Here is a 25,996-nt window from a genome sequence, read left to right as displayed (position 1 = left end):
CACCGGATAGCTCCGTGTTGCCGTCTGACCCCCCGACCCGACGGCAACACGGGGCTCTTTAGTTTTCCCGTCGCTTCGCTCGCCCCGGATCATCTTTTCGGCTGTTTGGAAGCCGTGATCGGCCCGGGCGCAGCCGGCGCGAACAGGCTGCCCGCCAGGCTCCCGCGTGCCGTCCGCACCGCCACCAGGCCCCAGGTGCAGAGCAAGCCGACGTAGGCCGCGACGGCCGCCACCTTGAACGCCGGCAGCCCGGTGTGCACGGCCAGCTGTGTGGTGCCGGTGACGAAGGTGCCGACGGGAAAGGTCAGGCTCCACCAGGTCAGGGCGAACGGCATCCCGCGGCGCAGGGTGCGCACGGTCAGCGCGGTGGCCAGCGAAATCCACAACACCGCGAAGCCCCACACCGGAACGCCGAACAGGATCGCGAACACGCTCATCCCGGCCGCCACGTCGGCGGGGGCGGCCAGCACAGCGTTGGTGCCCAGCAGCCCGGCCGCGGTGATGCCCTGACCGAGCGGCCCCAACACGATCCACAGGGTGGGCACCCGCGCCGTCCCGGACGTGCCGTAGTGCATCAGCCGGCTCCAGATCAGGCTGATGATGATCAGCGCGGCGATCAGCGACAGCCCGAACATCGCGTAACAGCCGTAGAGCATGGTGGTGCGGCCGGTGCCCGGCACCATGTGCGGAATCAGCAGGGCACCCGCGGCGGCCGAGACCATCGGCGGCACCACCGGCATCAGCCAGCCGCCGAAGGCCGCGTCGGGACCCACGTCGATCTGGGTGAACATGATGAAGGGGATGGTCATGGCGGTGAATAACCCACCCACGGTGCCCGCCGTCCACAGCACCCAGTCGATGTCGACGGCCAGCCGTTCACCGATCAGGTCACGGCCGACCAGGATGGCACCGGTGCCGACGGTGAGCAGCGCCATCGGGGCGGCGCCGTAGAAGTGGGCCATCTGCGGGTTGTGCACGTGGCTGCGCGCCACCGTGGGGTGGCGCACCCATTGCACCGTCACCGCCACCAACAGCACCACCAGCAGCGCCGCGGCCACCACCCACACCACTTCGGCGAAGCCGCGCAGTCCGGGTAGATGAATGGGTAATGTCGCGCCCGCGGTCGCAACGATGCCCGTCCCCATCACCGATGCGAACCAGTTCGGCCCGAAATTTCCCAGCCGTGGCTGCTGCGTGGTCATGGTGCGACATTCAACAGGAGCGTGGCATGCAGGTAAGTCTCTTCGGGTCGTTGAGTGGTGGCGGTTCGCCGGTGGACGCCACGGTGAAGTACCTCGCCCAGGCCCGCGACGAGGGATTCCGGCGCGTCTGGATGACCCAGATGCCTTACGAGCCCGACCTTCTCACCGTGCTGGCCGTCGCCTTTCGGGAGGTCGACGGGATCGAGGTCGGCACCGGGGTGGTGCCCATCCAGAATCAGCACCCGATGCAGTTGGCGCAGCGCGCGCTGACCCTGAACCTGATCGCCGGCGGGCGGTTCATCCTGGGGCTGGGCATGACCCATGCCGCCGTCACCGAGGGCATGTGGGGCATCCCCTGGGACAAGCCGGTGCGTCGGCTCAACGAGTATCTCGACGGGTTGCTGCCGCTGCTGGCCGGTGAGCCCGCGGATGCCCCGGGCGAGACCGTCACGACCCGCGGTGCCCTGCAGATCGCCGGTGCCCCGCGCCCGGATGTCTACATCGCCGCGCTGGGCCCGCAACTGCTGAAGATCGCCGGGCGCCGCACCGCGGGCACCATCACCTGGATGACCGGTCCGAAGACACTCGGTGGTCATGTCGGTCCGGCGTTGCGGGCCGCGGCCGGGGAGCGTCCGGTGCGCGTGGTGGCCGGGTTGCCGGTGGCCGTCACCGATGACGTCGACGGTGCCCGCGCCCGGGCCGCCGAGCAGTTCGCGATGTACGGGCGCCTGCCGTCGTATCGGGCGATGCTGGACCGCGAGGGCTATGCGGGTCCCGCCGACGCGGCCCTGATCGGGGACGAGGCGACCGTGACGGCCCGGGTCGAGGAGCTCAAGGCCGCCGGTGTCGACGAGTATGTGGGTGTGCTTTTCGATGCATCACCCGAGGTCAGGGCCCGTACCCGGGCGCTGCTCCGGTCGCTGGATTCAGATTGAAATTGCCTCTGGTGTGATCTTGATCACGGGCGTACATTCGTCTGCACGACGGGTTCGGGAAGTGACAGATCCAAAGAGCCGGAACAAGAGGTGAAGATCCGGCCGCGTGCCATACCGAAAGGTAGTGAAGACGCCCCTCAAGTGTCCTTCCCGAACCCGCCCATTTGTGCTCATGGCGAACAGGCAGGCGCCCGGCCCTCCCGGCGGCGAAGATACGGGGATGGGCGAGGTCATCCGTATCCATCCCGGTATCCACCCCCACCGCGAGGCGCCGGAACCGCTGTGGCGTGAGGTCCTCGGCCGTCGGCTCCGCGAAACCCGCCATGAACAGGGGCAGCGTCTGGTCGACGTCGCCGCGCGGGCCGGTGTGTCACCGCAGTACCTCTCCGAGATCGAACGCGGCCGCAAGGAGCCGTCCAGCGAGATGATCGCCGCGGTGTGCGGGGCGTTGCGCACGGACCTGGTCCGGCTGCTGGGTGGTATCTCGGCAGATCTCAGCCGCCCCACCCGGCCCGTGCGCGGCCCGATGTTGATGGTGGCCTAGGGGTTTCGCTGGTCCAGGACGCGGTCGGCCAGGCCGTAGGCGACGGCCGCGTGGGCGTCGAACACACGATCGCGATCGGTGTCGTGCCGTAGCTGTTCGGTGCTGCGCCCGGTGTGCCGCGCCAGGATGGCCTCCAGCTGGCTGCGCACTCGCGCCACCTCGTCGGCTTGCAGGATGAGATCGGGAATGGTGCCGCGGCCCTGCGCGGCGGGCTGGTGCAGTACCACTCTGGTGTGCGGCAGTACCGCCCGGCGGCCCGGTGCGCCCGCGGCCAGCAGTACCGCCCCGGCGGCGACGGCCTGGCCGATGCAGGTCGTCGCCACCGGCGCTTTGATGAACCGCATGGTGTCGTATACCGCCAGCATCGCCGACAGGTCGCCGCCTTCGGAATTGATGTAGAGCGCGATCTCCTGCTCGGGGTTGTCGGCCTCGAGGTGTAGCAGCTGCGCGATGAGCGCGTTCGCGACGCCCGGGTCGATCGCGGTGCCCAGGTAGACGATGCGCTCGCTGAGCAGGTGTGAGTAGACGTCCATGATGCGCTCGCCACCGCTGGTACGGGCGATGACGTTGGGGATGGTGTAAGTACTCATGCATGAATTCCCAACTGCTGCTTTTGATTCGGCGCTATCTGGGTGAAGTCGCCGACGATGTGGTCGATGAATCCGTACTCCCGCGCCTGCTCGGCGGTGAACCAGCGGTCGTGCAGCGAGTCGGTGAAGATGCGGTCGATCTCCTGACCGGTGTCCGCGGCGATGAGGCTGAGTACGGTGTCGCGGGTATATCGCAGATCGTCGGCCTGGACTTCCACCTCGACCGCTGATCCGGCGATGCCCGCCGACCCCTGGTGCATCAGGATACGCGCGTGCGGCAACGCGAAGCGTTTACCAGGCGTGCCCGCGGACAACAGGAATTGCCCGGCGCTGCAAGCCAACCCGAGAGCCAGCGTGCCCACATCCGCAGGGATCAGCCCCATCACGTCGCGGATCGCCAGCATGGCCGGCACCGAACCGCCGGGGGAGTGGATCCACAACCAGATATCGTCGCCGGAGTCGGCGGCCAGCGTCAGGAACTGGGTGACCAGCACGGTCCCGTTGTCATCGTCGAGTGCGCCGTCGAGTACGAGAACTCTTTTGCGGTACAGGTCTTCGCGTAGTTGTCGGCTGAACAGCGGTGGCTTGTCTGTCATCCCTCGACAATGCAGCCTGTCGACCCGATCTCGCCGCCGGTGCTGCTGTGAGCAGAACGACCTCTCGCGTTGACTTGGCGCTGAGGGCAGGGGTGTCTCGCACTTTCGCGCCGCCAGCGCCAAGTGAATCCATCCCCAGTGCCGGATCCATCCACAGGTGACGTCAGTCGTGCAGCTGGCCGTCGATGACTGTCGGGGGATACGGCGAAGGTACCGCCATGAATACCGATACCGCGCCCTTCCTTGGCAGCGAGGCGCTGGCCGCCGGCACGCTCACCCGATACGAACTTCGTCGGTACTACCGGGCGATCCTGCCGAATGTCTACGTGGAGAAGCATCTTGCGCCCTCGTTGCGGCAGCGGACGGCCGCAGCGTGGCTCTGGTCCGGACGGCGAGCGGTGATCGCCGGGGTGGCCGCGGCAGCACTACACGGGGCGAAATGGGTACGAGACGACGCGGTGGTGGAGCTTATCCACGCCAATGCCAAGGCGCCGACGTGGGTTGTCACGCGCAATGACCTGATCTACCCGGAAGAGGTGACAAACATCGACGGGATATCGGTCACGACGGGCGCGCGGACGGCCTTCGATCTCGGGCGTCGTGGTGACCTCGGTGAGGCTGTGGCCCGACTGGACGCACTGGCCCGGGCTACGCGTGTCACCGCAGACGATGTCATCGGGATCGCGGAGCGGCATGGTCGCGCGCGAGGACTCCGTCAACTGGAGCATGCACTGGCGCTGTTCGACCGGGGTGCGGAGTCACCGAAAGAAACCTGGTTGCGGCTGCTGCTCATAGACGAAGGCTTCCCGCCACCCCAGACTCAGATTCCGATACTGGGTCCCGACGGATTCCCGCTGTACTACCTCGACATGGGGTGGACGCATCTCAAGCTGGCCGTCGAGTACGACGGTGCGCAGCACGCCGGAACCTTGGGGTACGACATCCATCGCCACGACTACATGGCACACGTGGGCTGGACCGTCGTCAGAGTCGCCGCCGGACACCGCCGGCCGGGCATCGTGGCTCGGGTAAACCGGGAGTGGCTTCGCCTGTCCGCGTTGACTTGTCAGTGAGGGCGCACGCTACTCGCACTTCTGCGCCGTCAGCGGCGAGTCAACGCGACCCCCTCAACGACAAGTGCCCCCGGGATCGCCGGGGGCACTTGGTCTATGAGAGATCAGAAGGAGGCTTCGGCCAGCTCCATGACCTCGTTGTCGATACCGTCGATGACGGTGCGGGTGCTGGTCAGCAGCGGCAGGAAGTTCTTCGCGAAGAACGACGCGGCCGCGACCTTGCCGTCGAGGAAGGCCTTCTCCTCGCCGGTGGCACCGGCGTCGAGGCGCTCGATGGCGACGGCGGCCTCACGCTGCAGCAGCCAGCCGACCATCAGGTCGCCGACCGAGAGCAGGAAGCGCACCGAACCCAGGCCCACCTTGTAGATGCTCGCGGCATCTTCCTGCGCGGCCATCAGGTAGCCGGTCAGGGTGGCGGCCATGCCCTGCACGTCCTCCAGGGCGGTGGCCAGCAGCGCACGCTCGGCCTTCAGGCGACCGTTGCCCGACTCGTTCTTGATGAACGTGTCGATCTGGCCGGCCACGTAGGACAGCGCCTGGCCCTTGTCGCGGATGATCTTGCGGAAGAAGAAGTCCTGCGCCTGGATGGCGGTGGTGCCTTCGTAGAGCGAGTCGATCTTGGCATCGCGGATGTACTGCTCGATCGGGTAGTCCTGCAGGAAGCCGGAACCACCGAAGGTCTGCAGCGACTCGGTGAGCTTGGCGTAGGCCTGCTCGGAGCCGTAACCCTTGACGATCGGGAGCAGCAGGTCGTTGACCCGCAGTGCCAGGTCCGCGTCCACACCGTGCAGCGCCTGGGCCACCTCGTCGTCCTGGAAGGTGGCGGTGTACAGGTACAGCGCGCGCATGCCCTCGGCGTAGGACTTCTGGGTCATCAGCGAACGACGCACGTCCGGGTGGTGCGTGATGGTCACGCGCGGCGCGGTCTTATCGGTCATCTGGGTCAGATCGGCACCCTGCACGCGCTCCTTGGCGTACTCCAGAGCGTTGAGGTAACCGGTCGACAGGGTGGCGATGGCCTTGGTGCCGACCATCATGCGGGCCTGCTCGATGACGTCGAACATCTGCGCGATGCCGTTGTGCACCTCGCCGACGAGCCAGCCGACGGCGGGCTTGTCGTGCTGGCCGAAGGTCAGCTCACAGGTGGCCGAAACCTTCAGGCCCATCTTGTGCTCGACGTTGGTCACGTAGACGCCGTTGCGCTCGCCCAGCTCGCCGGTCTCGAAGTCGAAGTGGAACTTCGGCACGAAGAACAGCGACAGACCCTTGGTGCCGGGGCCGGCGCCCTCGGGGCGGGCCAGCACCAGGTGGAAGATGTTCTCGAACATGTCATCGGCCTCGGCGGAGGTGATGAAGCGCTTCACACCGTCGATGTGCCAGGAGCCGTCCTCCTGCTTGACGGCCTTGGTGCGGCCGGCGCCGACGTCGGAGCCCGCGTCGGGCTCGGTCAGCACCATGGTGGCGCCCCAGTCGCGCTCAGCGGCGATGACGGCCCACTTCTTCTGCTCTTCGGTGCCGTTGTGCGCGAAGATCTGCGCGAACGCCGAACCACCGGCGTACATCCACACGGCCGGGTTGGCGCCCAGGATGTGCTCGTTGAGCGCCCACAGCAGCGCCTTGGGGGCGGGCACGCCGCCGAGCTCCTCGTCGAGGCTGACCTTGTTCCAGCCGCCCTCGATGGTCACCTTGACCGACTTCTTGAAGGACTCGGGCAGCTTGACGGTGTGAGTCTTGGGGTCGAACACCGGCGGGTTGCGATCGCCGTCGGCGAACGATTCGGCGACTGGGCCCTCGGCCAGGCGCGCCATCTCGGAGATCATCTCCTTGGCGGTGTCGGCGTCCAGGTCGCTGAACGAGCCGGCACCGAGCGCCTTGTCGAGACCGAGTACGTCGAACAGGGTAAAGACCTGGTCACGGACGTTGCTCTTGTAGTGGCCCACGGTTTCTCCTCAATGAGATGGAAGCTGTCGGTTGGGTACTCAGGGCTAAGTTACCCACCAGTAACTGGCCTGAACTATACCGCCCGGTAACCCCATCGCAAAGGGGCTCCGAGCAAATTGTCGCCAGCGAACCAACCGCCTGGTTGATTGGGCGGCTCTCGACGCTCATTTTTGCCGTGTGACCTGCAATGACATTCAATCTGTGATGCTCGCCACGGAGACGCCCAACAAACCTCTAAGGTGAGGCGCATGAGGCGTGTGGTGGTATGGGGAACGGGCAATATGGGCTCGACGGCGATCCGCTCGACGGTCGCCTTCCCGGGTCTTGAGCTGGCCGGCGTCATCACCTCGTCCGCCGACAAGGCCGGCCGCGACGCCGCCTCGTTTGCCGGACTTCCTGACTCCATCGGCGTGCTGGCCACCACCGATGTCGACGACGCCCTGACCGGGGCCGACGCGGTGGCCTATATGGCGTCCGGCGATATCCGGCCCGAGGAGGCGATCGCCGATATCGAGCGCGCGCTCAAAGCCGGCGCGCATGTGGTGACACCGTCGCTGTACTCGCTCTACGACCCGCGCTCGGCGCCACCGGAGTGGGTGGCTCGGCTCACCTCGGCAGCCGAAGCGGGCGGGGTGTCCCTTCTGGTCAGTGGCGTCGACCCGGGCTGGGGCAACGACGCGCTCGCGGTGCTCGCGGCGGGTTTGTGTACCCGCATCAAGACCATCCGTTGCCAGGAGATCTTCGACTACTCCACCTACAACCAGCCGCAGTCGGTGAAGGTGCTCTGCGGTTTTGGCGGGTCGATGGACGAGACACCGATGATGCTGTTGCCGTCCATCCCGACCATGGTGTGGGGCGGCAACGTCCGCCTGATCGGGCGAGGGCTCGGCCTGGAGATCGACGAGATCACCGAGGACGTCCAGCGTCTGGCGCTCACCGAGGATGTCGACACCGTGATGGGCACCTTCGAGAAAGGCACCCAGGGAGCGTTTCGGCTCAAGGTGATCGGCTGGGCCGGCGGACAGCAGCGGGTGATCATCGAACACATCACCCGGATCCATCCGTCCGTCGCACCGGAGTGGCCGGCTCCCGATCAGGGCGCCGGCGACCACCGGGTGATCATCGACGGTGATCCGGAGTTGACCATCGTCGTGCGGGCCGACGTACCGGGTGGCACCCGGGCCGACGGCGGCAACACCACGGCGGCCAACCGTCTGCTGGGGGCCATCGAATGGCTGGCCACCCAGCCCGCCGGGATCTACGACGGGCTGGATGTGCCGATCCATCCGTCGCTGCCACTCGAGGTGGAAGCGACGCGCTGGGCCTAGTCCGCGGCGGCCGGGGCCGGCTCCTCGGCAGGCGCCTCCGGCGTGGCCGGGGCCGCTGGGGCTTCCGAATCGGGCAGCTGCGAGACCAGGTGCTCGGCCAACTCTCCGATGGTCGGGTAGTCGAACACCGCTGTCGGGCTGATGTCGAACTTGCCGCCGAACTGACCGAACAGCCGGTTGCGCAGCTCGACGGCCATCAGCGAGTCGGTGCCCAGATCCAGGAACCGGCTGGACGCCGCGGGTGGCTGGGCCAGTCGCAGGAAGCCCTGCACCTCGCGCTGCAGGAATTCGGTGATGAACCCGCCGCGCGCTGCCACCGGCAGCTCCTGCAGCTGCCGCAGCAGCTCGCTGTCGCCCTGCACCGATCCGTCACCGCTGGGCAGCACCTGATCCAGCAGCGGCGGGCGGATGCCGCCCAGCATCTTCGCTGTGCGTTGCCAGTTCGCCTTCAGGACGGTGACCTGCGCCGCGCCATGCCGGATCGCCTCGCCGAGGGCGGCCAGCGCCGCCGACGGCTCCAGCGGCATCATGCCCTGCGCACTGAGGTTGGCGACGGCGGCCTGCGAGCTGGCCATACCGCCATGACCCCACGGCCCGAAGTTGACGGCGGTGGCCGGCAGCCCCTGCGCCCGCCGCTGTGCCACGAGCCCGTCGAGCAGCGCGTTGGCGGTGGCGTAGTTGGCCTGCGACGGCGAACCCAGTACCGCCGACGCAGACGAGTACACGATGAAGAACTCGAGGTCATCGTCCTTGGTCAACCGGTGCAGGTGGTGCGCACCATAGGCTTTGGGACCCAACGTCGTCCGGAAGTGCTCCAGATCCTGCTGCGGGAGCAGCGCATCGTCGAGCACACCGGCCAGGTGTGCGATACCGGCCAGCGGCGGCAGTTCGGCGCGGATCCTGTCCAACAGCGCCGCCACCGAAGCCTCGTCCCCGACGTCGGCCGAGAACACGTGGATCCGGCAGTGGAACCGCTCGGTGATGGCGTCGATGGCCTGCTGGGTCTCCGCGTCGGGTGTACGCCGGCTGGTCAGCACGATGTCCCCGGCGCCGAGTTGAGCCAGATAGGACGCCGTGTGCAAACCGAGCGCACCCAGCCCACCGGTGAGCAGGTAGCTCCGATCACCGTGCGGCTGCAGCGGTTTCGGCATCTGCACCACGATCTTGCCGATGTGCCGGGCCTGCTGCATCCGGCGGAACGCGGTCCTGGCCTCGGTCAGCGGGTAGACCTCGGCGGGCACCGGGGTCCACACACCGGTGGCCAACCCCTCGGACACCTCCGCCATCAGCTTCTGGATGTGATCGGGGTCGGACATCATGGTGACGTCCAGCGCCACGATCTCGTAGTTGATATCGGGCCGCACCTCGGCCATCCGCTCGACGGGCCAGATATCGCGCTTGGCGATCTCGGCGAACCGACCGCCGTGGGCCGTGGCCCGCAACGTCGCTTCGATGAATCCTTCGCTGGTCAGGCTGTTGAGCACCACGTCCACGCCGGCGCCGTCGGTGTCCGCGAGGATCTGATCCGCGAAATCCGTTGTCCGCGAGTCATAGACGTACTCCACACCCATCTCCCACAGCGTGGCGCGCTTGTACTTGCTCGCGGTGGCGAACACGATCGCGCCGTGCTGGCGGGCCATCTGGACCGCGGCCAATCCCACGCCACCGCTGGCGGCGTGGATGAGCACCTTGTCGCCGGGCTTGAGCTGCGCCCAGTCGAATGCCAACCGGACCGTCAGTGCCGCAGCGGAGATCGTCGCCGCATCCACCGAGCTGACGCCGTCGGGTACCACTGCCAGCAGCGGTGCCGGGACGTTGAGCCGGCTGGAGAACGCGCCTTGCATCGAGCCGAACACCCGCTGTCCGACCTCGAGTCCGGTGACCGCCGACCCCACTTCGGTGACCACACCGCAGAGGTCGCCACCGATCGGGCCGGGATCGCCGGGGTACAGGCCGAGCACGTTGAGCACGTCGCGGAAGTTGAGGCCGGCGGCCTCGATCCGGACCTGCACCTCGTTGGCCTCCGGCGGGGTCAGTTCTTTCTCGACGAGGCGCAGGTTGTCGATCGCGCCGCGCTCGGTCGGGGCCAGCACGTAATCGTCGCTGCGCGGCATCGGCAGCTGCCCGCTACGCGCCCAGTGCAGCAGCCGCGACACCAGGAAACGTCCCTGCCGCACCGCCATCTCGGGTTCGACGACGGGTGCACCCAGTGCACCGGCCAGCCAATCCAGGGACTCCTGGGAGCCATCCCCGTCCACCAACCGGACCCGCAGGGTCGGCTGCTCGGCGATCAGGGTACGCCCGAAGCCCCACAGCGCGGCCTGGACCGGATCGACCGGCTCGCCGGGTTCGGTGGCCACGGCCCGTTCGGTGACGATCCACAATCCGCCGCGCAAGCCATCTGCCACCCCGGTCTGGGCGGCACCCAGCAGGGCGGTGATCTCGGCCTCCAACCGGGCCGACGGGTTCTCGTCGAGTTCGGGGTGTCCGATCCCGCGCCAGACGATCCCGGTGACCGGGACACCGCGCTCGGCGGCATCGGCGAACGCCTTCTGCCAGGACAGCGGATCGCCGGTGTTCTCGACGGTGACGGCCCCGGGCACCTCGGCGGCCAGCACGTCGGACCCGGCGATCAGCCAGGTGCCGCCGGTCGTCGCGGCGCCGTCGTCACCGTCGGTCGCCGGCGGGGCGGCTTCCTGCCAGCCCAGGGTGTACAGCAGCCGGGTCGAGTCCCCGCCCAGCCCGCGCAGCAGCGCCTCGCGGGGAGCGCGTTTCACCGTGAACTCGCGGATCCCGCCCAGTACCCGCCCATCCCGGTCCACGAAATCGATGTCGAAGACCTGGGTTTCACCGTTGAGGGCGCTCTCATGCCAGCGGGCCCGGCAGTAGAACCGGCGCGGCATCTTCTCGGCCACCTGAACCTGGCCGTACCGCAGCGGCAGGAACAGATCGTGCATGCCCTGCTCGGCGGCGAGGATCGCGGGGAAGGCCGGGAAGGCCACACCCGTGCACAGATCCAGCAGCACCGGGTGGATCGGCTCGCTGCTGAGGTGCTCGGCCAGTTCCTCGCCGATCGAGATATCGCCGATCGCCTCGCCCTCGCCGACCCACAACGACTTCAGCGAGGTGGACCACGTGGGCCCCCACGCCAGTTCCATATCGTGGAAGATGTCGAACAATTCCTGCGGGCGCGTGCGGTTCATCTGCTCGATCGCCTCGTCCGGCGCGACCACCACATCCGGGGACTCCGCATCGGGCTCGACACCTGCCAGCAGGGTGCCGTCGGAGTTCAGCGACCACTCGGACTCCCGGACACCGTAAGGCCGGCTGTGCACCTGGAACTTCCAGCCGTCGTCGACCGGATGCAAGGTCAGCTGCACTTCGCGAGAAGCTTTGTCGGGCAGGATGATCGGCTCGTAGAAGAAGACCTCCTTGACCCGCGCCGGTGCGCCGGCCGCGGCCAGCGCCATCGCGGCGTAGGTCGCGCCGGGAACGACGACGGTGCCGTAGATGACGTGGTGCGCCAGCCATGGCTGCGTCTTGACCGAGAACACGTTGCTGTACACGGTGTCACCGGAGGCCAGATCTTTGGCGCTGCCCAGGATGCCCGACGTCGCGGTGCCATCGGCCCGCAGACCGGAGGTCTTGGGCCAGTAGCGGCGCCGCTGGAACGGATAGGTGGGCAACGCGAGCCGCTGACCCGGCGTGTGGTGCTTGGCGGCGAAGTCCGGCCGGTGCCCGCAGATGTAGGCGTTGGCGAGCGCTTCGGTGATCTGCCGTTGTGCGTTGGCGCCCTTGCGCAGCGACACGATGGTCCGCGGAGTGTCCGAGGACTCGGGCCAGCTCTGCAGCGCGGCCGCGGTCAGGATCGGCTGTGGGCCGATCTCCATCAGCACCGAGCAGCCCAGGGCTGCGACGGTACGCACGCTCTCGGTGAACTGCACCGGCTGCCGGGAATGCCGCCGCCAGTACTGGGCGTCGATCGGTGTCTCCGCGGTGAGCACCGTGCCGGTCCGGTTGCAGACCAGCGGCAGGGTGGGCACCGCGTAGTCGAATTGCGAGGCGAACGTCTCGAATTCGTCGAGCACCGGATCCAGCAGCTCGGAGTGGAAAGCGTGGCTGGTCTCCAGCCAGGTGCAGCGGGCGCCGTCCTCGCTGCAGTTGGCGACGATCTGTTCCAGATCCTCACCCGGGCCCGACAGCACGGTGTTGCGGCCGTTGTAGGCACCGACCGAGACCCGCGGGAACGCCTCGGCGGCGTCCTCCACGTACTGGGGATCGGCGAACACCGCGACCATCCGGCCGCCGGCCGGCAGGCTGCCGAACAGTCGGCCACGTTCGGCGATCAGCCGGGCCCCGTCCTCGAGGCTGAGCACGCCGGCCACGCAGGCCGCCGCGTACTGGCCCACGCTGTGGCCCAGCACCACGTCCGGCTCGATACCCCACGACTGCCACAGCCGGGCCAGGCCCATCTCGACGGCGAAGATCGCCGGCTGCGCAAAGGAGGTGTGCTTCAACGTTTCGGCGGCATCCCGGCCGGAGCCGAACAGGACCTCCAGCAGCGGCCGTGGCAGCATCCCGTCGACGGCTTGCGCGCACTGCCGGACCGTGTCGGCGAATACCGGTTCGGATTCGAACAGCTCGCGCGCCATGCCCGGGTACTGGCTGCCCTGGCCCGGGAAGAACCACGCCGTGGTCGGCGGGTCGGTGCATTCGCCACGGACGACACCCGGGCGCAACCGGTTCGCCACCAGATCGTCGAGCAGCATCTTGGTCTCGGCGACCGAATTCGCGACCACCGCGGCCCGGTGCTCGAAGTGGGCGCGGCCGGCTCCGGCGGTGAAGCTCACGTCGTCGATCGCGACGTCGGGGTGGGCATCCAGCCAGGCGCTGTAGCGCTGGGCCAGAGCGGTCAGCCCCTGCGCCGAGCGGGCCGACAGCGGGATCACGCTCAACGGCTCGCGCGTTGCTTCCGGTGCCTCGTCGGCGGGTTCGTCCGCCGCCAGCGGCGCTTCTTCAAGCAGCACATGGGCATTGGTACCGGTGAATCCGAAGGCGCTGACACCGGCACGCCGCGGCCTGCCGTTGGTCAGCCACGGGGTGGCCTCGTTCACCACCTGCACGGGCAGGGTGTCCCACGGGATGTGCGGTGACGGATTGTTGAAGTGCAAAGTCTGCGGCAGCATCTCGTTCTGCAGCGACAGCACCACCTTGATCAGACCGGCGACACCCGCCGCGGACTCCAGGTGCCCGATATTGGTCTTGGCCGTGCCCACCAGCAGCGGCCGGTTCGGGTCGCGACCGGCGCCGTACGCGGCCGCGGCCGCCTGCACCTCGATCGGGTCACCCAACGGGGTGCCGGTGCCGTGCGCTTCGAGGTAGTCGACATCGCCTCCGGCCAGACCCGCCCGGGTCAGTGCCGCGGTGATGAGTCGTTGTTGCGCACCACCATTGGGTACCGTCAGGCCACTTGAGGCGCCGTCCTGGTTGACGGTGCTGCTGCGGATGACAGCGCAGATCCGGTCGCCGTCGCGTTGTGCGTCGGACAGTCGCTTGAGCACCAGCACACCGCAGCCCTCACTGCGGACGTAGCCGTCGGCGGCGGCGTCGAAGGTCTTGCACCGCCCGTCCGGGGACAGCATCCGGGCCTGCGAGGCGGCGACGATCGACGCCGGGCTCAATAGCACGTTCACGCCGCCGGCCAAGGCCAGATCACAGTCGCCGGAATGCAGGGCCTGGCTGGCCTGGTGCACGGCCACCAGGGAGGAACTGCACGCGGTGTCGACCGCCATCGCCGGCCCCTCCAGGCCGAGGGTGAAGGCGACCCGCCCCGCGATGGCGTTCAGCGCGTTGCCGGTGATGAAGTGTGCTTCCAGCTTCTCCACCGAATCGCCGGACAGCAGGTGCGAGTACTCGTTGGCGCCGACGCCGACGAAGACGCCGGTTCGGCTGCCGCGCAACGAGGTCGGCCCATACCCTGCTCGTTCGATACCCTCCCACGCGATTTCGAGCATCAGGCGCTGCTGCGGGTCGATCCAGACGGCCTCGCGCGGCGAGATGCCGAAGAACTCCGGATCGAAGGTGTCGACACTGTCCAGGTATCCGCCGCTGCGGGTGTAGATCTTGCCCGGGGTCTGCTGATCGGGGTCGTAGAACTCGTCGACGTCGAAGCGGTCCTCGGGAATCTCGCGGATCGCGTCGACACCGCCTGCCAACAGTTCCCAGTAGGCGTCCGGATCGGGCGATCCGGGGAACCGGCAGGCCACCGCGATGATCGCGATCGGCTCGTCGGTCGCGGAGGTGGCCAGCGAGGTGTGCTTGGTGATCACCTTGGCGCCGGCGCGCTCGTTGAGGTTCAGCACATCGCCGAGCAGGTAGTCCGCGACATCGGTCAGGCGCGGGTAATCCATCGCCAGCGTCGCCGGAAGTTCCTTGCCGACAGCCTGTTCCAGACGGCGCCGTAGTTCGACGGCCATCAGCGAATCCATGCCGAGGTCGAAGAATCCGCCCTCTTCCCGGATCTCTGAGGCGTCGATCTGCGTCACCTCGGCCACGGCGTCGCGCAGGTACTCCAGGACGAGCTTCTTGCGTTGCTGCACCGGCGCGGCGGTGAGCTGTTCGACGAATCGGGTGGTGCCCGAGGGGCCGGGGGCCGCAGCCACCGAGTCGGGCACCTCGCGGGCCACCTCGGCCAGCAGCGAACGCTGCCCGGTCTGCAGGTAGATCGGCAGGAAGCGGGACCAGTCGATCCGCGCCACGATTCCTTGGGCGGTATCCCCGACGATGACGTCGGCCATCCCCGCCAGTGCATCCGCCGGGGACAGCGTGCGCACGCCGCGCCGTTCCAGCTGGGCACGGGCGTCGGGATCGGCCATACCCGCCGACCAGGGACCGAAGTTGACGCTCAGTCCGGGGATGCCCTGGGCGCGAAGGTGCCAGGTCAACCCGTCGAGGAAGGCGTTGGCCGCGCTGTAGGCGCTCTGACCGTAGCTGCCCCACACCGAGGAGATCGAGGAGGTCGACAGGAAGAAGTCCAGCTTCAGGTCCGCTGCCGCTTCGCCGAGGTACCAAGCACCCCAGACCTTTCCGGCGAATACCCGGTCCAGTTCTGCGGAGTCCAGATCGCTCAACGGCGTGGTGCTGTTCTCACCGGCGGCATGCACGATGCCGGCCAGTGGGGGAAGCTCGGCAGCCACGGTGGCGAACAGGTGCGCGACCTCGTGCGGATTGGCGACATCGGCCGTGACGACCCGGACCTCGCAGCCGTGCTGCTCACGTAAGCCGTCGATACGCTGCTGCGCGGCGGCGTTCGGCGCGCGCCGGCTGGTCAGCACCAGTTGCTTGGCACCGTGCGAGGCCAGATGGCCCGCGATCTCCAGTCCGAGTGAACCCAGCCCGCCGGTCACCAGATACGTGGCGTCCGAACGCAATTCCAATGGCGTCGGGTTGGGCTGACCGGTCCGCCGGACCAGCCGGGGCACGTAGGCGGCCTGCTCACGCAGGGCGATCTGGTCTTCCCCGCGCGGGGCCGCGACCAGGGCCCTGATCAGCCGGAACCACTCGTCGGAGCTGCCCTCGGTGACGTCGGCCAATCCGCCCCACACCTGCGGGTACTCCAGCGCGACGGCGCGGCAGAACCCCCACAGGCTGCTCTGTTCGGGCGCCACGGTGTCGGTATCGGTGACGCGTTGTGCGCCGCGGGTCGCCACCCAGATGGGCACGCGCAGTTCGGCGGCGGCTGCGGCACGGAACAGTCGTTGCGTGCCGCCCAGGACGCGGTGCTGCATCCGCAGCAGCGAACGCATCGAGGGCGTGCTGTCGGATTCCAGCGCCGCCACATGCAGGATGCGAAGTTCGGGTTCGTCTTCCACCGCGGCGCGCAGCTCGGCTTCGAGCTGTCGCTCGTCGGCGTCGGATGCGGGCAGGGGGAGGACCCGCTGCCGGTGGCCGTGTGCGGTGAGTGCGCCGATGATCGGTGCCAGCACCGCGGCATCCTCACCGATGAGCAGCCAGGCCGAGCCTTCGCCGACGGCCGGTCCACCACCGGCCGCCTTCTGCCAGCTGATCTCGTAGCGGGCATCCGAGATGGACTGCGCGCTGCGCTGCCGGTTGTGTTGCGTCGCAAGCTTGTTCAGGACATCGGTGACCGTCTGGCCGCCATTCGAGCCGCCGAGCAGGGCCGCGAGCTCGTCGATACGACCGTCCTCGAGCAGGCGGACGGCCTCGGTGCGGGCCGAGTCGGTCTTGGCCGCCGGCTGTACCTGCTTGTCCCGGAACCAGTAGTGCCGGTGCTGGAACGGATAGGTCGGCAGGTCCAGCTTGCGCGCGGGTTGCTGCAACAGCGCGCCGAAGTCGGGTACGTGTCCGGCCACGTATGCGTTGGCCAGGGCTTCGGCGATCTGGCGGTGGTCGGCGCCGTTCTGGCGCATCGAGGCGATCGCCCGCGGTGCGTTGGCGGGGTCGGGCCAGGCCCGCATGGCTGCGGCGGTCAGCACCGGCTGTGGGCCGACCTCCAGCAGCACGGCGCAGCCGAGTTCGGCCAGCGTGGCCACGCCTTTGGCGAACTCGACGGGCTGACGGGCATGGCGGCGCCAGTACGCCCCGTCCAGCTTTGCGGTGCGGCCAAGCGCTGCACCCGTCCGGTTGCACACCAGGATCCGTTGTGGGGCTTTGAATTCGAACTGTCCGGCGAACGACTCGAACGCGTCGAGCGCCGGATCGAGCAGTGCCGAGTGGAACGCGTGGCTGGTATCGAGCCAGTCGCACCGGACTCCGTCGGCCGACAGCCCGGCGATCGCCTGCTCCAGGTCCTTACCCGGACCGGACAGCACGGTGTTGGCGCCGTTGTAGGCGGCCACCGACAGGCTCGGGTACTCGTCGGTGAGACGCTCGACCCGGTCCGGGTCGGCGAAGACCGCGGCCATCCGCCCACCGGCGGGAAGTTCACCGAAGAGACGGCCCCGCTCGGCGAGCAACCGGATGCCGTCTTCGATGCTGAACACCCCGGCGACGCACGCCGCCGAGTACTGACCGACACTGTGCCCCAGCACCACGTCCGGCTCGAGGCCCCACGACTGCCACAGGCGGGCCAGGCCCATCTCGACGGCGAAGATCGCGGGCTGGGCATGCTGGGTCAAGCGCAGCGTGTCCGCGCCGTCTGCGTCGAAAAGCAGTTCGAGCAACGGCTTTTCGAGTACACCGGCCAGTGCGTCCGCGCACTGGGTCATGGTCGCGGCGAACACTGGTTCGGTCTCGAACAGCTCGCGAGCCATTCCGGCGTACTGGCTGCCCTGTCCGGGGAACAACCACGCCGTCTTCGGCGCATCGGCGCACTCGCCACGCAGCAACCCGGGTGCGGGCCGGTCGTCGGCCAGCGCACCGAGCAGCTCACGCGCCGAATCGAGCGAGTTCACGACCAGCGCGGCGCGGTGCTCGAGGTGAGCCCGGCCGGCTCCAGCGGTCAGACACACGTCGGCCAACGTGGCCTCCGGATGCGCGCTCAGCCAGCTGCGGTACTGCTCGGCGGTCTGCACCAGGGCGGCCGGGGTCCGCGCCGACAAGGGGAGCACCTTGAACTGCCGGTCATCGGACGGGATGTCCGCGGCGGCGGGCACCGTAGCGGGGGCCTCTTCGAGGATGATGTGGGCGTTGGTGCCGGAGAACCCGAACGAACTGACCCCCGCGATGCGCGGCCGGTTGGTCGCCGGTGGCCACGGGGTCGTCTCGGAGACCACCCGCACCGGAATCCGATCCCAGGGGATGTGCGGCGACGGGTTCTGGAAGTGCAGGTGCTTGGGCAGTTCCTGGTTCTCCAGCGACAGCACGACCTTGAGCACACCGGCGATACCCGCGGCGGCCTCCAGGTGCCCGATGTTGGTCTTCGCCGACCCGATCAGCAGCGGATGGTCGGCGTCGCGGCCCTTGCCGAGCGCGGCGGCCGCCGCCTGCACCTCGATCGGGTCGCCCAGCGAGGTGCCGGTGCCGTGCGCCTCCAAGTAGTCGATATCGCCGGGCGTCAGGCCCGCGCGTTCCAGCGCTTCGGTGATGACGCGCTGCTGGGCGACGCCGTTGGGCACCGTCAACCCACCCGAGGCGCCGTCCTGGTTGACAGCGCTGCCGCGGATGACGGCCCGGATCCGGTCCCCGTCCCGAAGCGCGTCCTCGAGGCGTTTGATGACGATGACACCGCAACCCTCGCCGCGCACATAGCCGTCGGCCGCCGCGTCGAACGTCTTGCACCGGCCATCGGCCGCCAGCATCCGGGACTGCGAGAACGTGATCATGGTGGCCGGGCTCAGCAGGGCGTTCGCCCCGCCGGCCAGCGCCAGATCGCATTCGTCGAGCAGCAGTGCCTGGCACGCCTGGTGGATGGCGACCAGCGACGAGCTGCACGCCGTGTCGACGGTGACCGCCGGGCCGTGCAGACCCAGCCGGTAGCTGATCCGGCCGGCCCCGGCGGCACCTGAGGTACCGATGGCCAGGTAGGCCTCGATCTCGGGGTAGGTCAGTTCTGACGAGGCCATGCCCAGGTAGTCATGGGTGGACAACCCGACGAACACGCCGGTCCGGCTGTTCGCCAACGCGGTCGGCGCGGTGCCCGAGTGCTCGACGGCCCGCCACGAGGTCTCCAGCAGCAGCCGATGCTGAGGGTCCATCAACCTGGCTTCGCGGGCCGAGACGCCGAAGAACGGGGCGTCGAATCCGACGACGTCATCGACGAACCCGGCGCGACGGGTGACCACCTTGCCGGCTGCGCCGGCGTCGGAGTCGTAGAACTCGTCGGCATCCCAGCGGTCCTGCGGGATCTCCGAGACCGCGTCGCGCCCCTGGTGCAGGACGTCCCAGTACTGCTCGGCGTCGGCGGCACCGGGAAGCCGTGCGGCGTACCCGATGATCGCGAAGCTGGAGGTCTGCCCCGCAGACGCAGCGGCGTGTTCACTAGTTGACATCAAGAGTTCGCTTCCGCCGCGGTCCGACAAGATCTGAGGCTGTCCCGACCGACCGAGGACTGCGAAAGTTGTGCGACGGCTCTGGCGCGCTCAGTCCCCGACGGTCACAGCCGGCTTCTTACTCGCCGGTCAGTATGGCACGCGGGTTGCTGAAAGAGACCAGTTCGGGTCAGTAGGTACATCGCCGGTGGTAGATGTGCTAAGCGGGTGCACAGGTTCAGGTCCGGCGGGCGTACAGCAAATCCGCAGAGGTGTAGCCGCGGGACCGTCGGCGACGGTAGGCGCTATCGTGAAGTCGCCATCAGCGTTGCCGGACCGGAGCCGCCGCCGCTCAGACCCGGGAGGAACATTTTGCAAATCGGGAAAATCACGATCGGCACCATCGATGATTGGGCGCCGAGTCCAGGTGTGGTGACGTCCTGGCACCCGACAAATACGGCCATGGAGAAGGCCCGGCAAGCTCCGGTCAGCACGGTGCCCGTCAGCTATATGCAGAGTCAGCATATTCGTGGGGTCTACCACCAGGAAGTCGCGGGCCTCGATTATTCTCGTCAAATTATCGCCACCTGCGAAGTGCCTGGTAAGTGCGATATTTCGGCGATGAATCACGCGCTCAACGCGTACCTGCGCCGGCACGACACGTACCGCAGTTGGTTCAAATACGAGGGCTCCGGTGACATTGTCCGGCATTCCATCGTGGACCCAGAAGATATTGAATTCGAGCCCATTAATCATGGCGAGCTCACGGCTGAAGATGCGCGTAAACACATTGTGGACATACCGTCTCCGCTGGAGTGGGGTTGCTTTTCTTTCGGCATTGTTCAGAGTGAAGATCATTTCGATTTCTACGCGAGCATCGATCACGTCCACGGTGATGCCGCGCTGATCGGCATCACGATGCTCGAGGCTCACGGGATGTACACCTCGCTCACTACGACCGGTCAGCCGATGCCCCTACCGGAAGCGGGTCGGTTCGATGATTTCTGCGTCAACGAACGCGCATCGACGGAGAGTCTGACGGTCGATTCGCCCGAGGTTCGGGCCTGGATCGAATTTGCTGAGAACAACAACGGCACCCTCCCGGAGTTCCCGCTACCGCTGGGGAACCCGCAGGAGCCGACGGTGGCCGACATGGTCGGCGAGATGTTGCTCGACGCCGATCAGACGGCACGATTCGAAGCGGCGTGCACCGCGGCGGGTACCCGTTTCGTCGGCGGTCTGTACGCCTGCACCGCCATGGTCGAACACGAGCTGACCGGTGCGGCGACCTACTACGGGCTCACCCCGCGGGACACCCGCCGCACTTCGGACAACTTCATGACCCAGGGCTGGTTCACCGGCCTGGTCCCGATCACCGTCCCGATCGCCGCGACGACTTTCGCCGAAGCCGCGTGGGCGGCGCAGACTTCGTTCGATTCCGGGCTCAATCTGGCGAGGGTTCCGTATTACCGCGTACTGGAATTGGCGCCGTGGTTGGAGAACCCGCATCCGAACTTTCCCGTTTCGAACTTCCTGCACGGTGGCGCAGCTCCGCTGAACGCGGTGATCGCTGCAGCTGAGATGGGTTATTCGGACAATATCGGAATTTACTCCGACGGCAGATTCTCCTATCAGTTGACGATCTACGTATTCCGGTACGAGGCCGGTACGGCAATGGCGGTGATGTTTCCGGACAACCCGGTTGCCCAGAAGTCGGTCGCCCGCTACATCGCCACGATGAAGTCCGTGGTCGAGCAGGTGGCCGACAGCGGCGATTGGGGCCGTTTTGCGTAGGTTGCCGTGCGTGGCCGGACAGCACAACGCGGCTTGAGCTTGTGACAGTGATTTTCGGGGGCCAGAGAATACGAGGACCACAGGTGGGGGCAACGTGCGCCGACTAGCTGATTTTGTCGTGCGAATGCCCTGGGCGGTGGTCGGCCTGTGGGTTGCCTTGGCGGTGGTGCTGCCGTTGACGTTCCCGAGTCTGAACGAGATGGCTCAGAAACACCCGCTGGCCATGCTGCCGGCCGATGCGCCGTCCAGCGTCGCCGCCAAGCAGATGACCGAGGCGTTCCAGGAGCCCGGCGGCGATGACCTCCTGTTGGTGGTCCTGACCGATGAGCGCGGGCTCGGTCCGGCCCATGAGGCCACCTACCGCAAATTGGTCGACGCGCTGCGCGATGACCAGCAAGACGTGGTGATGCTGCAGGATTTCGTCGGGACGCCCGCCCTGCGGTCGTTCCTGACCAGCAAGGACGACAAGTCCTGGGTGCTGCCGGTGGGTCTTGCGGGTGCGTTGGGCACGCCGCAGTCCTATGCCGCCTTCACCAGGGTGGCCGAGATCGTCAAACAGAACACCGCGGGAAGCCCGCTGGAGGTCCACCTCACCGGCCCGGCGGCCACCGTCGCCGACCTGACCGTCGCGGGGCAGCGCGACCGTCTGCCGATCGAGATCGCGATCGCCGTCCTGGTGCTCCTGGTGCTGCTGGTGGTGTACCGCAATCCGGTCACCATGCTGCTGCCGTTGACCGGTATCGGGATCTCCCTGGTGATCGCGCAGTCCCTGGTGGCCGGCTTGTCGCAGCTGACCGGCCTGGGGGTGTCCAACCAGGCCATCATTCTGCTCAGCGCGATCATCGCGGGTGCCGGCACGGACTACGCGGTCTTCCTGATCAGTCGCTACCACGACTACGTGCGCATGGGCGAGAGCTCCGAGGACGCGGTCCGGCATGCCCTGGGTTCGGTGGGGAAGGTGATCACCGCGTCGGCGGCGACCATCGGACTCACCTTCGTCGGGATCAGTTTCGCCCGGATGGGAGTGTTCTCCACGGTCGGTGTGTCCTCCGCGATCGGGATCGGGGTGGCCTTCCTGGCCGCCCTGACACTGCTGCCGGCCATCCTCGCCATCGTCGGGCCACGGGGCTGGGTCACGCCGCGGCGCGAGCTGACCACGCGGATGTGGCGCCGGTCCGGTATTCGCATCGTGCGCCGGCCGCGGTTGCACCTGGTGGCCAGTCTGCTGGTGCTGATGCTGCTGGCCAGCTGTGTCGGTCTGGCGAAGTACAACTACGACGACCGCAAAGCGGTTCGGGCTTCGGACCCGAGTTCGGTCGGGTATGCGGCGCTGGAACGCCATTTCGACCTCAACCAGTCTGTTCCGTCCTATGTCCTGGTCCGGTCGCCGCACGATCTGCGCACCCCGCAGTCCCTCGCGGACCTGGAGCAGATGGCCGAACGCATCACCCAGGTACCCGATATCTCGATGGTCAGCGGTATCACCCGGCCGCTCGGCGTGGTGCCGCAGGAGTTCCGGGCCACCTACCAAGCCGGACTGGTCGGTGATCGGCTGGGTACCGGCGCCGACATGATCACCCAGAACATGACCGACCTCAATCGGCTGTCGAAGGGGGCGGGCACCCTGGCGACCGGCCTCGGCGATGTCCGCGGTCAGGTCAACCAGATCGCCGGGACCATCCAGCAGATGGTCAACGCCTTCTCGTCGATGCGCGATCAGAACGGCGGCGACAAGCTGGTCCGCAACGTCGAAGTCGGCGCCAAACTGGTCGACAGCATCAACCAGCTCGGCAATTCGATGGGCATCAGCGTCACGGCGGCCAAGGACATGTTCGGCTGGGTGGGGCCGGTGCTGACGGCGCTGCAGGGCAATGTCACCTGCGATCTGGACGCCTCGTGCAGTGAGACCCGTGCGCACTTCTCCCGGCTGGCCCAGGCGCGCCAGGACGGCACCCTCGATGAGATCAATAAGCTTGCGGGACAACTACAGTCGATGCAGGACAGGCAATCGCTGAATGCCTCGCTGAATCAACTGGGCAACGCCTTCACCAACCTCACGAAGCTGATGAAGACGTTGGGTCTGGACTCGCCCGCCGGGGCCCAGGCGACTTTGGGCAAGCTCCGGCAACAGGCCGACCGCTCGGCGACCGGCAGCCGCGAGGTGGCGACCGGGGTGAACGAGGTGGTCGGCCAGATCCAGCTCATGCGCAGCGGTCTGGACCAGGCGTCGGCGTTCCTGCTGTCGATGAAGCAGAACGCGGCGGGCCCCGCGATGGCGGGATTCAACATCCCGCCAGAGGTGCTGCAGCTTCCGGACTTCAAGGCCGCCGCCAAGATGTTCATCTCGCCGGACGGGCACTCGGTGCGCTACCTGGTGCTCACCAAACTCGATCCGTTCAGTGTCGCGGCGATGGATCAGGTCAATGCGATCAGTGACGCGGCCAAGGGCGCTCAGCCGAACACCAGCCTGGCCGACGCGTCGATCTCGATGGGCGGATACCCGGCCGCGCTGCGCGACACCCGCGACTACTACCAAATGGACATCCGGTTCATTATCGCCGTCACCATCATCGTGGTGCTGCTGACGTTGATGCTGCTGCTCCGTTCGGTCATCGCACCGCTGTATCTGGTGGGGTCCGTGGTGATTTCGTTCTTCGCGGCACTCGGTATCGGTGTGCTGGTGTTCCAGTACGGCTTCGGGCAGCAGTTGCACTGGACCGTGCCACCGTTGGCCTTCGTGGTGTTGGTCGCGGTGGGGGCGGACTACAACCTGCTCTTCGCGTCCCGACTGCGCGACGAGTCTCCGCACGGCACGCGGTACGGCATCATCCGGACGCTGTCATCGACGGGCGGTGTGATCACGGCGGCGGGCCTGATCTTCGCGGCCTCGATGTGGGGTCTGCTGTTCTCCAGCATCGGTACCGTGGTGCAAGGCGGGTTCGTCATCGGTGCCGGAATCCTGCTGGACACATTCCTGGTCCGAACCATCACCGTGCCGGCCATCGCTACGCTGGTCGGCAAGGCGAACTGGTGGCCATCTCGACCGAAATCGCAGGGGAGCAGTCAGGCATGAGGAAACTTCTCGCCGCGGTGACGGTGCTGGTGACGGTCAGTGCCACGGGCGCCTCAGGTATCGCCGGAGCCGACGAGCCGGTGCCCGTACCCGCCCCGGGAGGGGGATCTGCCGCCCCGGCCCCTCAGCGCGGCACCCCTGGCAACGCGTACGCGCTCGGTGGCGCCCATGTCCTCGGTATTCCCTATGACGAGTACATCCGCCGCACGGGCGCAGACTGGTTCCCCGGCTTGAATCGCATGAATATCCAATATCCGGCAGGTCAGGTTCAGGGGCACACCCTGGAGCGACTGTTCCCCGGAATCGGAAAGCTGGATGACGGTTTCCCGGGGCTGGGACTTGACGGCCCGAGCATCGGCGAGTCAGTCGACGTGGGTGAGGGCAACCTCATCCGTGCCATCCAGGCGGGTGGTAGTGGCACGGCCATGGGGTTATCCGAGGGCGCCATGGTGCTCAACGCGGTGAAGAACCGGCTCGCCAACGATCCGGCCGCGCCCCCGCCAGATCAGTTGTCCTTCGCGACTTTCGGTGATCCTCTGACGACGAATCCGTTCGGCCAGAGCTTCCTGAGGCAGAACTTCCCGGTCGGCAGCGTCGTCCCGTCGCTGGACTTCACCATGCCGCCGGAAGTGGACAGCCAGTACGACACCTACCAATTCATCTCCCCGTACGACAGCATCGCCGACTGGCCGCAACGGCAGGACAACATCATCTCGGTCACCAACGCGATCGTCGGGCTGGCCACCGGTCACACCGCGGTGGCCTTCACCAATCCGTCGAATGTGCCGCCCCAGAATGTCGCGGTCACGTACAACTCGCGGGGCGCGAAGACGACGACGTACATGATTCCCGAGCAGCACCTGCCGCTGGTTCTCCCGTTCAAGTACATGGGGGTGGACGAGGGCACGCTGAACAAGCTCGACGGGGTGCTCAAACCCTATGTGGATGCCGGATATACGCGTAACGACAATCCGTTGACGGCTCCCATCACGGTGGATCCTGTTCGCGGCTACGACCCCGCGGTCGTCACGGCGGGGGCGAGTGAGGCCGCCTTCGGCAGTGGAGGCGTCGACCCGTTGTCACAGCTGATGGCCGGGTTCCAGTACGTGTTGGATCACAACGTGCACTGAGGCCGGCGTCTCGAGGTTGAACTGGCTCATTTCGGATCTCTTCGCGCAATCCCAATGCCGTCGGAGTTCGGATGTCGGCTGTGATTTCCGCAAATTACTCGTTGCGGCACCGAAGATTTCAAGTCGGCGTCCAGTCCTTGCTTGTGTGGCTTTGCTGTCAGATTTAGCGTCAATTTGCCGTGTCGCGACGGTATGCTCGGGCCGCATACACAGCGATGGGAGTGAATCGGTGTCGGTAAAGGTAACTGCCGGTCGTGTCGCAATTCTGGTCGCGGCGTTCGCTTCCACCATGCTCACTTTGAGCGGCGGGATTGCGCACGCAGATGCGTTGGCCGGCCAGACATATGCCGACGCGACCAAGACCGCATCCGGGTGGGGAAGCAAACTGATCATCTCCACCGTGGTCGGCGGTTCGCTGCCCACCGACCAGTGCATTGTCACGTCCTCGCAGAAGGCTCCGGCTGTCAGCGGTGACAACTTCACCCACCGGACCGGATTTCTCGTCGCGTTGAATTGCGGCGCAAAACTCGCGAGTGGCGGTTCTTCTGGCAACTCCCTGATGACCCCAGAAGGGCAAGCCGCGAAGAAGGATCTCAGGAGCGTGGACTGGATCAACAACACGCCCGAAGGTACGGAGTGGTGCACGTCGAACGCCAAAGACTGCCAAACGTTGTGCGATCGGACGGAAAGTTGCTCGGCTGAGACGCTTTCGTCGTTGGGTTAGCGCCAGCTATCACCGGACTAGGCCGAAGCGTTCGTTGTCGCAAAGGCAGAGGGATTCGATAAGCGTTGCTGACGATGTCGTGCGATGCATCTTTTTCGGCGGCCCGCCGGATAGTGGCTTCATGGCAGTGAAAGTCAT

Annotated in this window: 13 protein-coding genes; 8 read left to right on the top strand and 5 right to left on the bottom strand. The window is 67.1% G+C overall.

Features of this window, described 5'->3' with window-relative positions; all coding sequences use genetic code 11:
* Positions 1-89: 89 nt before the first annotated feature.
* Positions 90-1,202 carry a TDT family transporter gene (locus QN239_RS31125; RefSeq protein WP_499016450.1) on the bottom strand — a complete coding sequence of 371 codons (1,113 nt, stop codon included), beginning with the start codon at positions 1,200-1,202 and terminating at the stop codon, positions 90-92.
* 26 nt (positions 1,203-1,228) lie between these two features.
* On the opposite strand from QN239_RS31125, the gene QN239_RS31120 reads away from it, so the two are divergent.
* Together QN239_RS31120 and QN239_RS31115 are read left to right on the top strand one after the other, a co-directional pair.
* The gene (locus tag QN239_RS31120) at positions 1,229-2,137 is read left to right on the top strand and encodes a TIGR03564 family F420-dependent LLM class oxidoreductase (protein ID WP_499016449.1); all 909 of its coding nucleotides are present in this window, start codon (positions 1,229-1,231) and stop codon (positions 2,135-2,137) included.
* A 220-nt stretch (positions 2,138-2,357) separates the two neighbouring features.
* The gene (locus QN239_RS31115; protein ID WP_499016447.1) at positions 2,358-2,681 is read left to right on the top strand and encodes a helix-turn-helix domain-containing protein; all 324 of its coding nucleotides are present in this window, start codon (positions 2,358-2,360) and stop codon (positions 2,679-2,681) included.
* On the opposite strand, the gene QN239_RS31110 is transcribed toward QN239_RS31115, so the two are convergent.
* A complete protein-coding gene (locus QN239_RS31110) occupies positions 2,678-3,271 on the bottom strand; it encodes a ClpP family protease (protein WP_090362911.1) in 594 nt (197 codons plus the stop codon). The two genes, QN239_RS31115 and QN239_RS31110, sit on opposite strands and share 4 nt — an antisense overlap.
* The gene (locus QN239_RS31105) at positions 3,268-3,867 is read right to left on the bottom strand and encodes a ClpP family protease (protein WP_499016444.1); all 600 of its coding nucleotides are present in this window, start codon (positions 3,865-3,867) and stop codon (positions 3,268-3,270) included. Before QN239_RS31105 ends, QN239_RS31110 begins: the two co-directional genes overlap by 4 nt.
* Before the next feature lie 218 nt (positions 3,868-4,085).
* Here QN239_RS31105 and QN239_RS31100 point away from each other — a divergent pair, with 218 nt between their 5' ends.
* Complete coding sequence (locus QN239_RS31100) at positions 4,086-4,940, top strand: DUF559 domain-containing protein (RefSeq protein WP_499016442.1); 855 nt, start codon at positions 4,086-4,088, stop codon at positions 4,938-4,940.
* A 104-nt stretch (positions 4,941-5,044) separates the two neighbouring features.
* Here the strand turns inward: QN239_RS31100 and QN239_RS31095 are convergent, their stop codons facing one another.
* Positions 5,045-6,880, bottom strand: a complete 1,836-nt coding sequence (locus QN239_RS31095; RefSeq protein WP_499016439.1) for an acyl-CoA dehydrogenase — start codon at positions 6,878-6,880, stop codon at positions 5,045-5,047.
* A 249-nt stretch (positions 6,881-7,129) separates the two neighbouring features.
* Here QN239_RS31095 and QN239_RS31090 point away from each other — a divergent pair, with 249 nt between their 5' ends.
* Entirely contained in the window at positions 7,130-8,209 is a 1,080-nt protein-coding gene (locus QN239_RS31090) for an NAD(P)H-dependent amine dehydrogenase family protein (protein ID WP_499016436.1), read from the top strand.
* On the opposite strand, the gene QN239_RS31085 is transcribed toward QN239_RS31090, so the two are convergent.
* Positions 8,206-19,158: a type I polyketide synthase gene (locus QN239_RS31085; protein WP_499016434.1), complete on the bottom strand. Its 10,953-nt coding sequence runs from the start codon at positions 19,156-19,158 to the stop codon at positions 8,206-8,208. The genes QN239_RS31090 and QN239_RS31085 overlap by 4 nt on opposite strands.
* 351 nt (positions 19,159-19,509) lie before the next feature.
* Between QN239_RS31085 and QN239_RS31080 the strand changes: the two genes are divergently transcribed.
* From QN239_RS31080 to QN239_RS31065, 4 genes are all read left to right on the top strand, one after another.
* Positions 19,510-20,931 carry a condensation domain-containing protein gene (locus QN239_RS31080; protein ID WP_499016431.1) on the top strand — a complete coding sequence of 474 codons (1,422 nt, stop codon included), beginning with the start codon at positions 19,510-19,512 and terminating at the stop codon, positions 20,929-20,931.
* A 94-nt stretch (positions 20,932-21,025) separates the two neighbouring features.
* The gene (locus QN239_RS31075; RefSeq protein ID WP_499016427.1) at positions 21,026-24,004 is read left to right on the top strand and encodes an MMPL/RND family transporter; all 2,979 of its coding nucleotides are present in this window, start codon (positions 21,026-21,028) and stop codon (positions 24,002-24,004) included.
* On the top strand, positions 24,001-25,134 hold the full coding sequence (gene pe, locus QN239_RS31070) for an acyltransferase PE (protein ID WP_499016424.1): 1,134 nt from the start codon (positions 24,001-24,003) through the stop codon (positions 25,132-25,134). The genes QN239_RS31075 and pe overlap by 4 nt, the downstream gene beginning before the upstream one ends.
* A 229-nt stretch (positions 25,135-25,363) precedes the next feature.
* Positions 25,364-25,858 carry a hypothetical protein gene (locus QN239_RS31065; protein WP_499016420.1) on the top strand — a complete coding sequence of 165 codons (495 nt, stop codon included), beginning with the start codon at positions 25,364-25,366 and terminating at the stop codon, positions 25,856-25,858.
* The last annotated feature ends 138 nt before the right edge of the window (positions 25,859-25,996 follow it).

The organism is Mycolicibacterium sp. Y3 (genome assembly GCF_051188035.1).
Taxonomy (GTDB): domain Bacteria; phylum Actinomycetota; class Actinomycetes; order Mycobacteriales; family Mycobacteriaceae; genus Mycobacterium; species Mycobacterium fluoranthenivorans.
This window is presented reverse-complemented; position numbering and strand designations above follow the sequence as displayed.

What these genes read in the sequence shown, in the direction of transcription:
- QN239_RS31090 (WP_499016436.1), top strand. Translation starts at nt 7,130, where the DNA reads ATGAGGCGTGTGGTGGTATGGGGAACGGGCAATATGGGCTCGACGGCG.
- pe (WP_499016424.1), top strand. Translation starts at nt 24,001, where the DNA reads ATGAGGAAACTTCTCGCCGCGGTGACGGTGCTGGTGACGGTCAGTGCC.
- QN239_RS31125 (WP_499016450.1), bottom strand. Translation starts at nt 1,202, where the DNA reads ATGACCACGCAGCAGCCACGGCTGGGAAATTTCGGGCCGAACTGGTTC.
- QN239_RS31100 (WP_499016442.1), top strand. Translation starts at nt 4,086, where the DNA reads ATGAATACCGATACCGCGCCCTTCCTTGGCAGCGAGGCGCTGGCCGCC.
- QN239_RS31085 (WP_499016434.1), bottom strand. Translation starts at nt 19,158, where the DNA reads ATGTCAACTAGTGAACACGCCGCTGCGTCTGCGGGGCAGACCTCCAGC.
- QN239_RS31105 (WP_499016444.1), bottom strand. Translation starts at nt 3,867, where the DNA reads ATGACAGACAAGCCACCGCTGTTCAGCCGACAACTACGCGAAGACCTG.
- QN239_RS31120 (WP_499016449.1), top strand. Translation starts at nt 1,229, where the DNA reads ATGCAGGTAAGTCTCTTCGGGTCGTTGAGTGGTGGCGGTTCGCCGGTG.
- QN239_RS31110 (WP_090362911.1), bottom strand. Translation starts at nt 3,271, where the DNA reads ATGAGTACTTACACCATCCCCAACGTCATCGCCCGTACCAGCGGTGGC.
- QN239_RS31115 (WP_499016447.1), top strand. Translation starts at nt 2,358, where the DNA reads ATGGGCGAGGTCATCCGTATCCATCCCGGTATCCACCCCCACCGCGAG.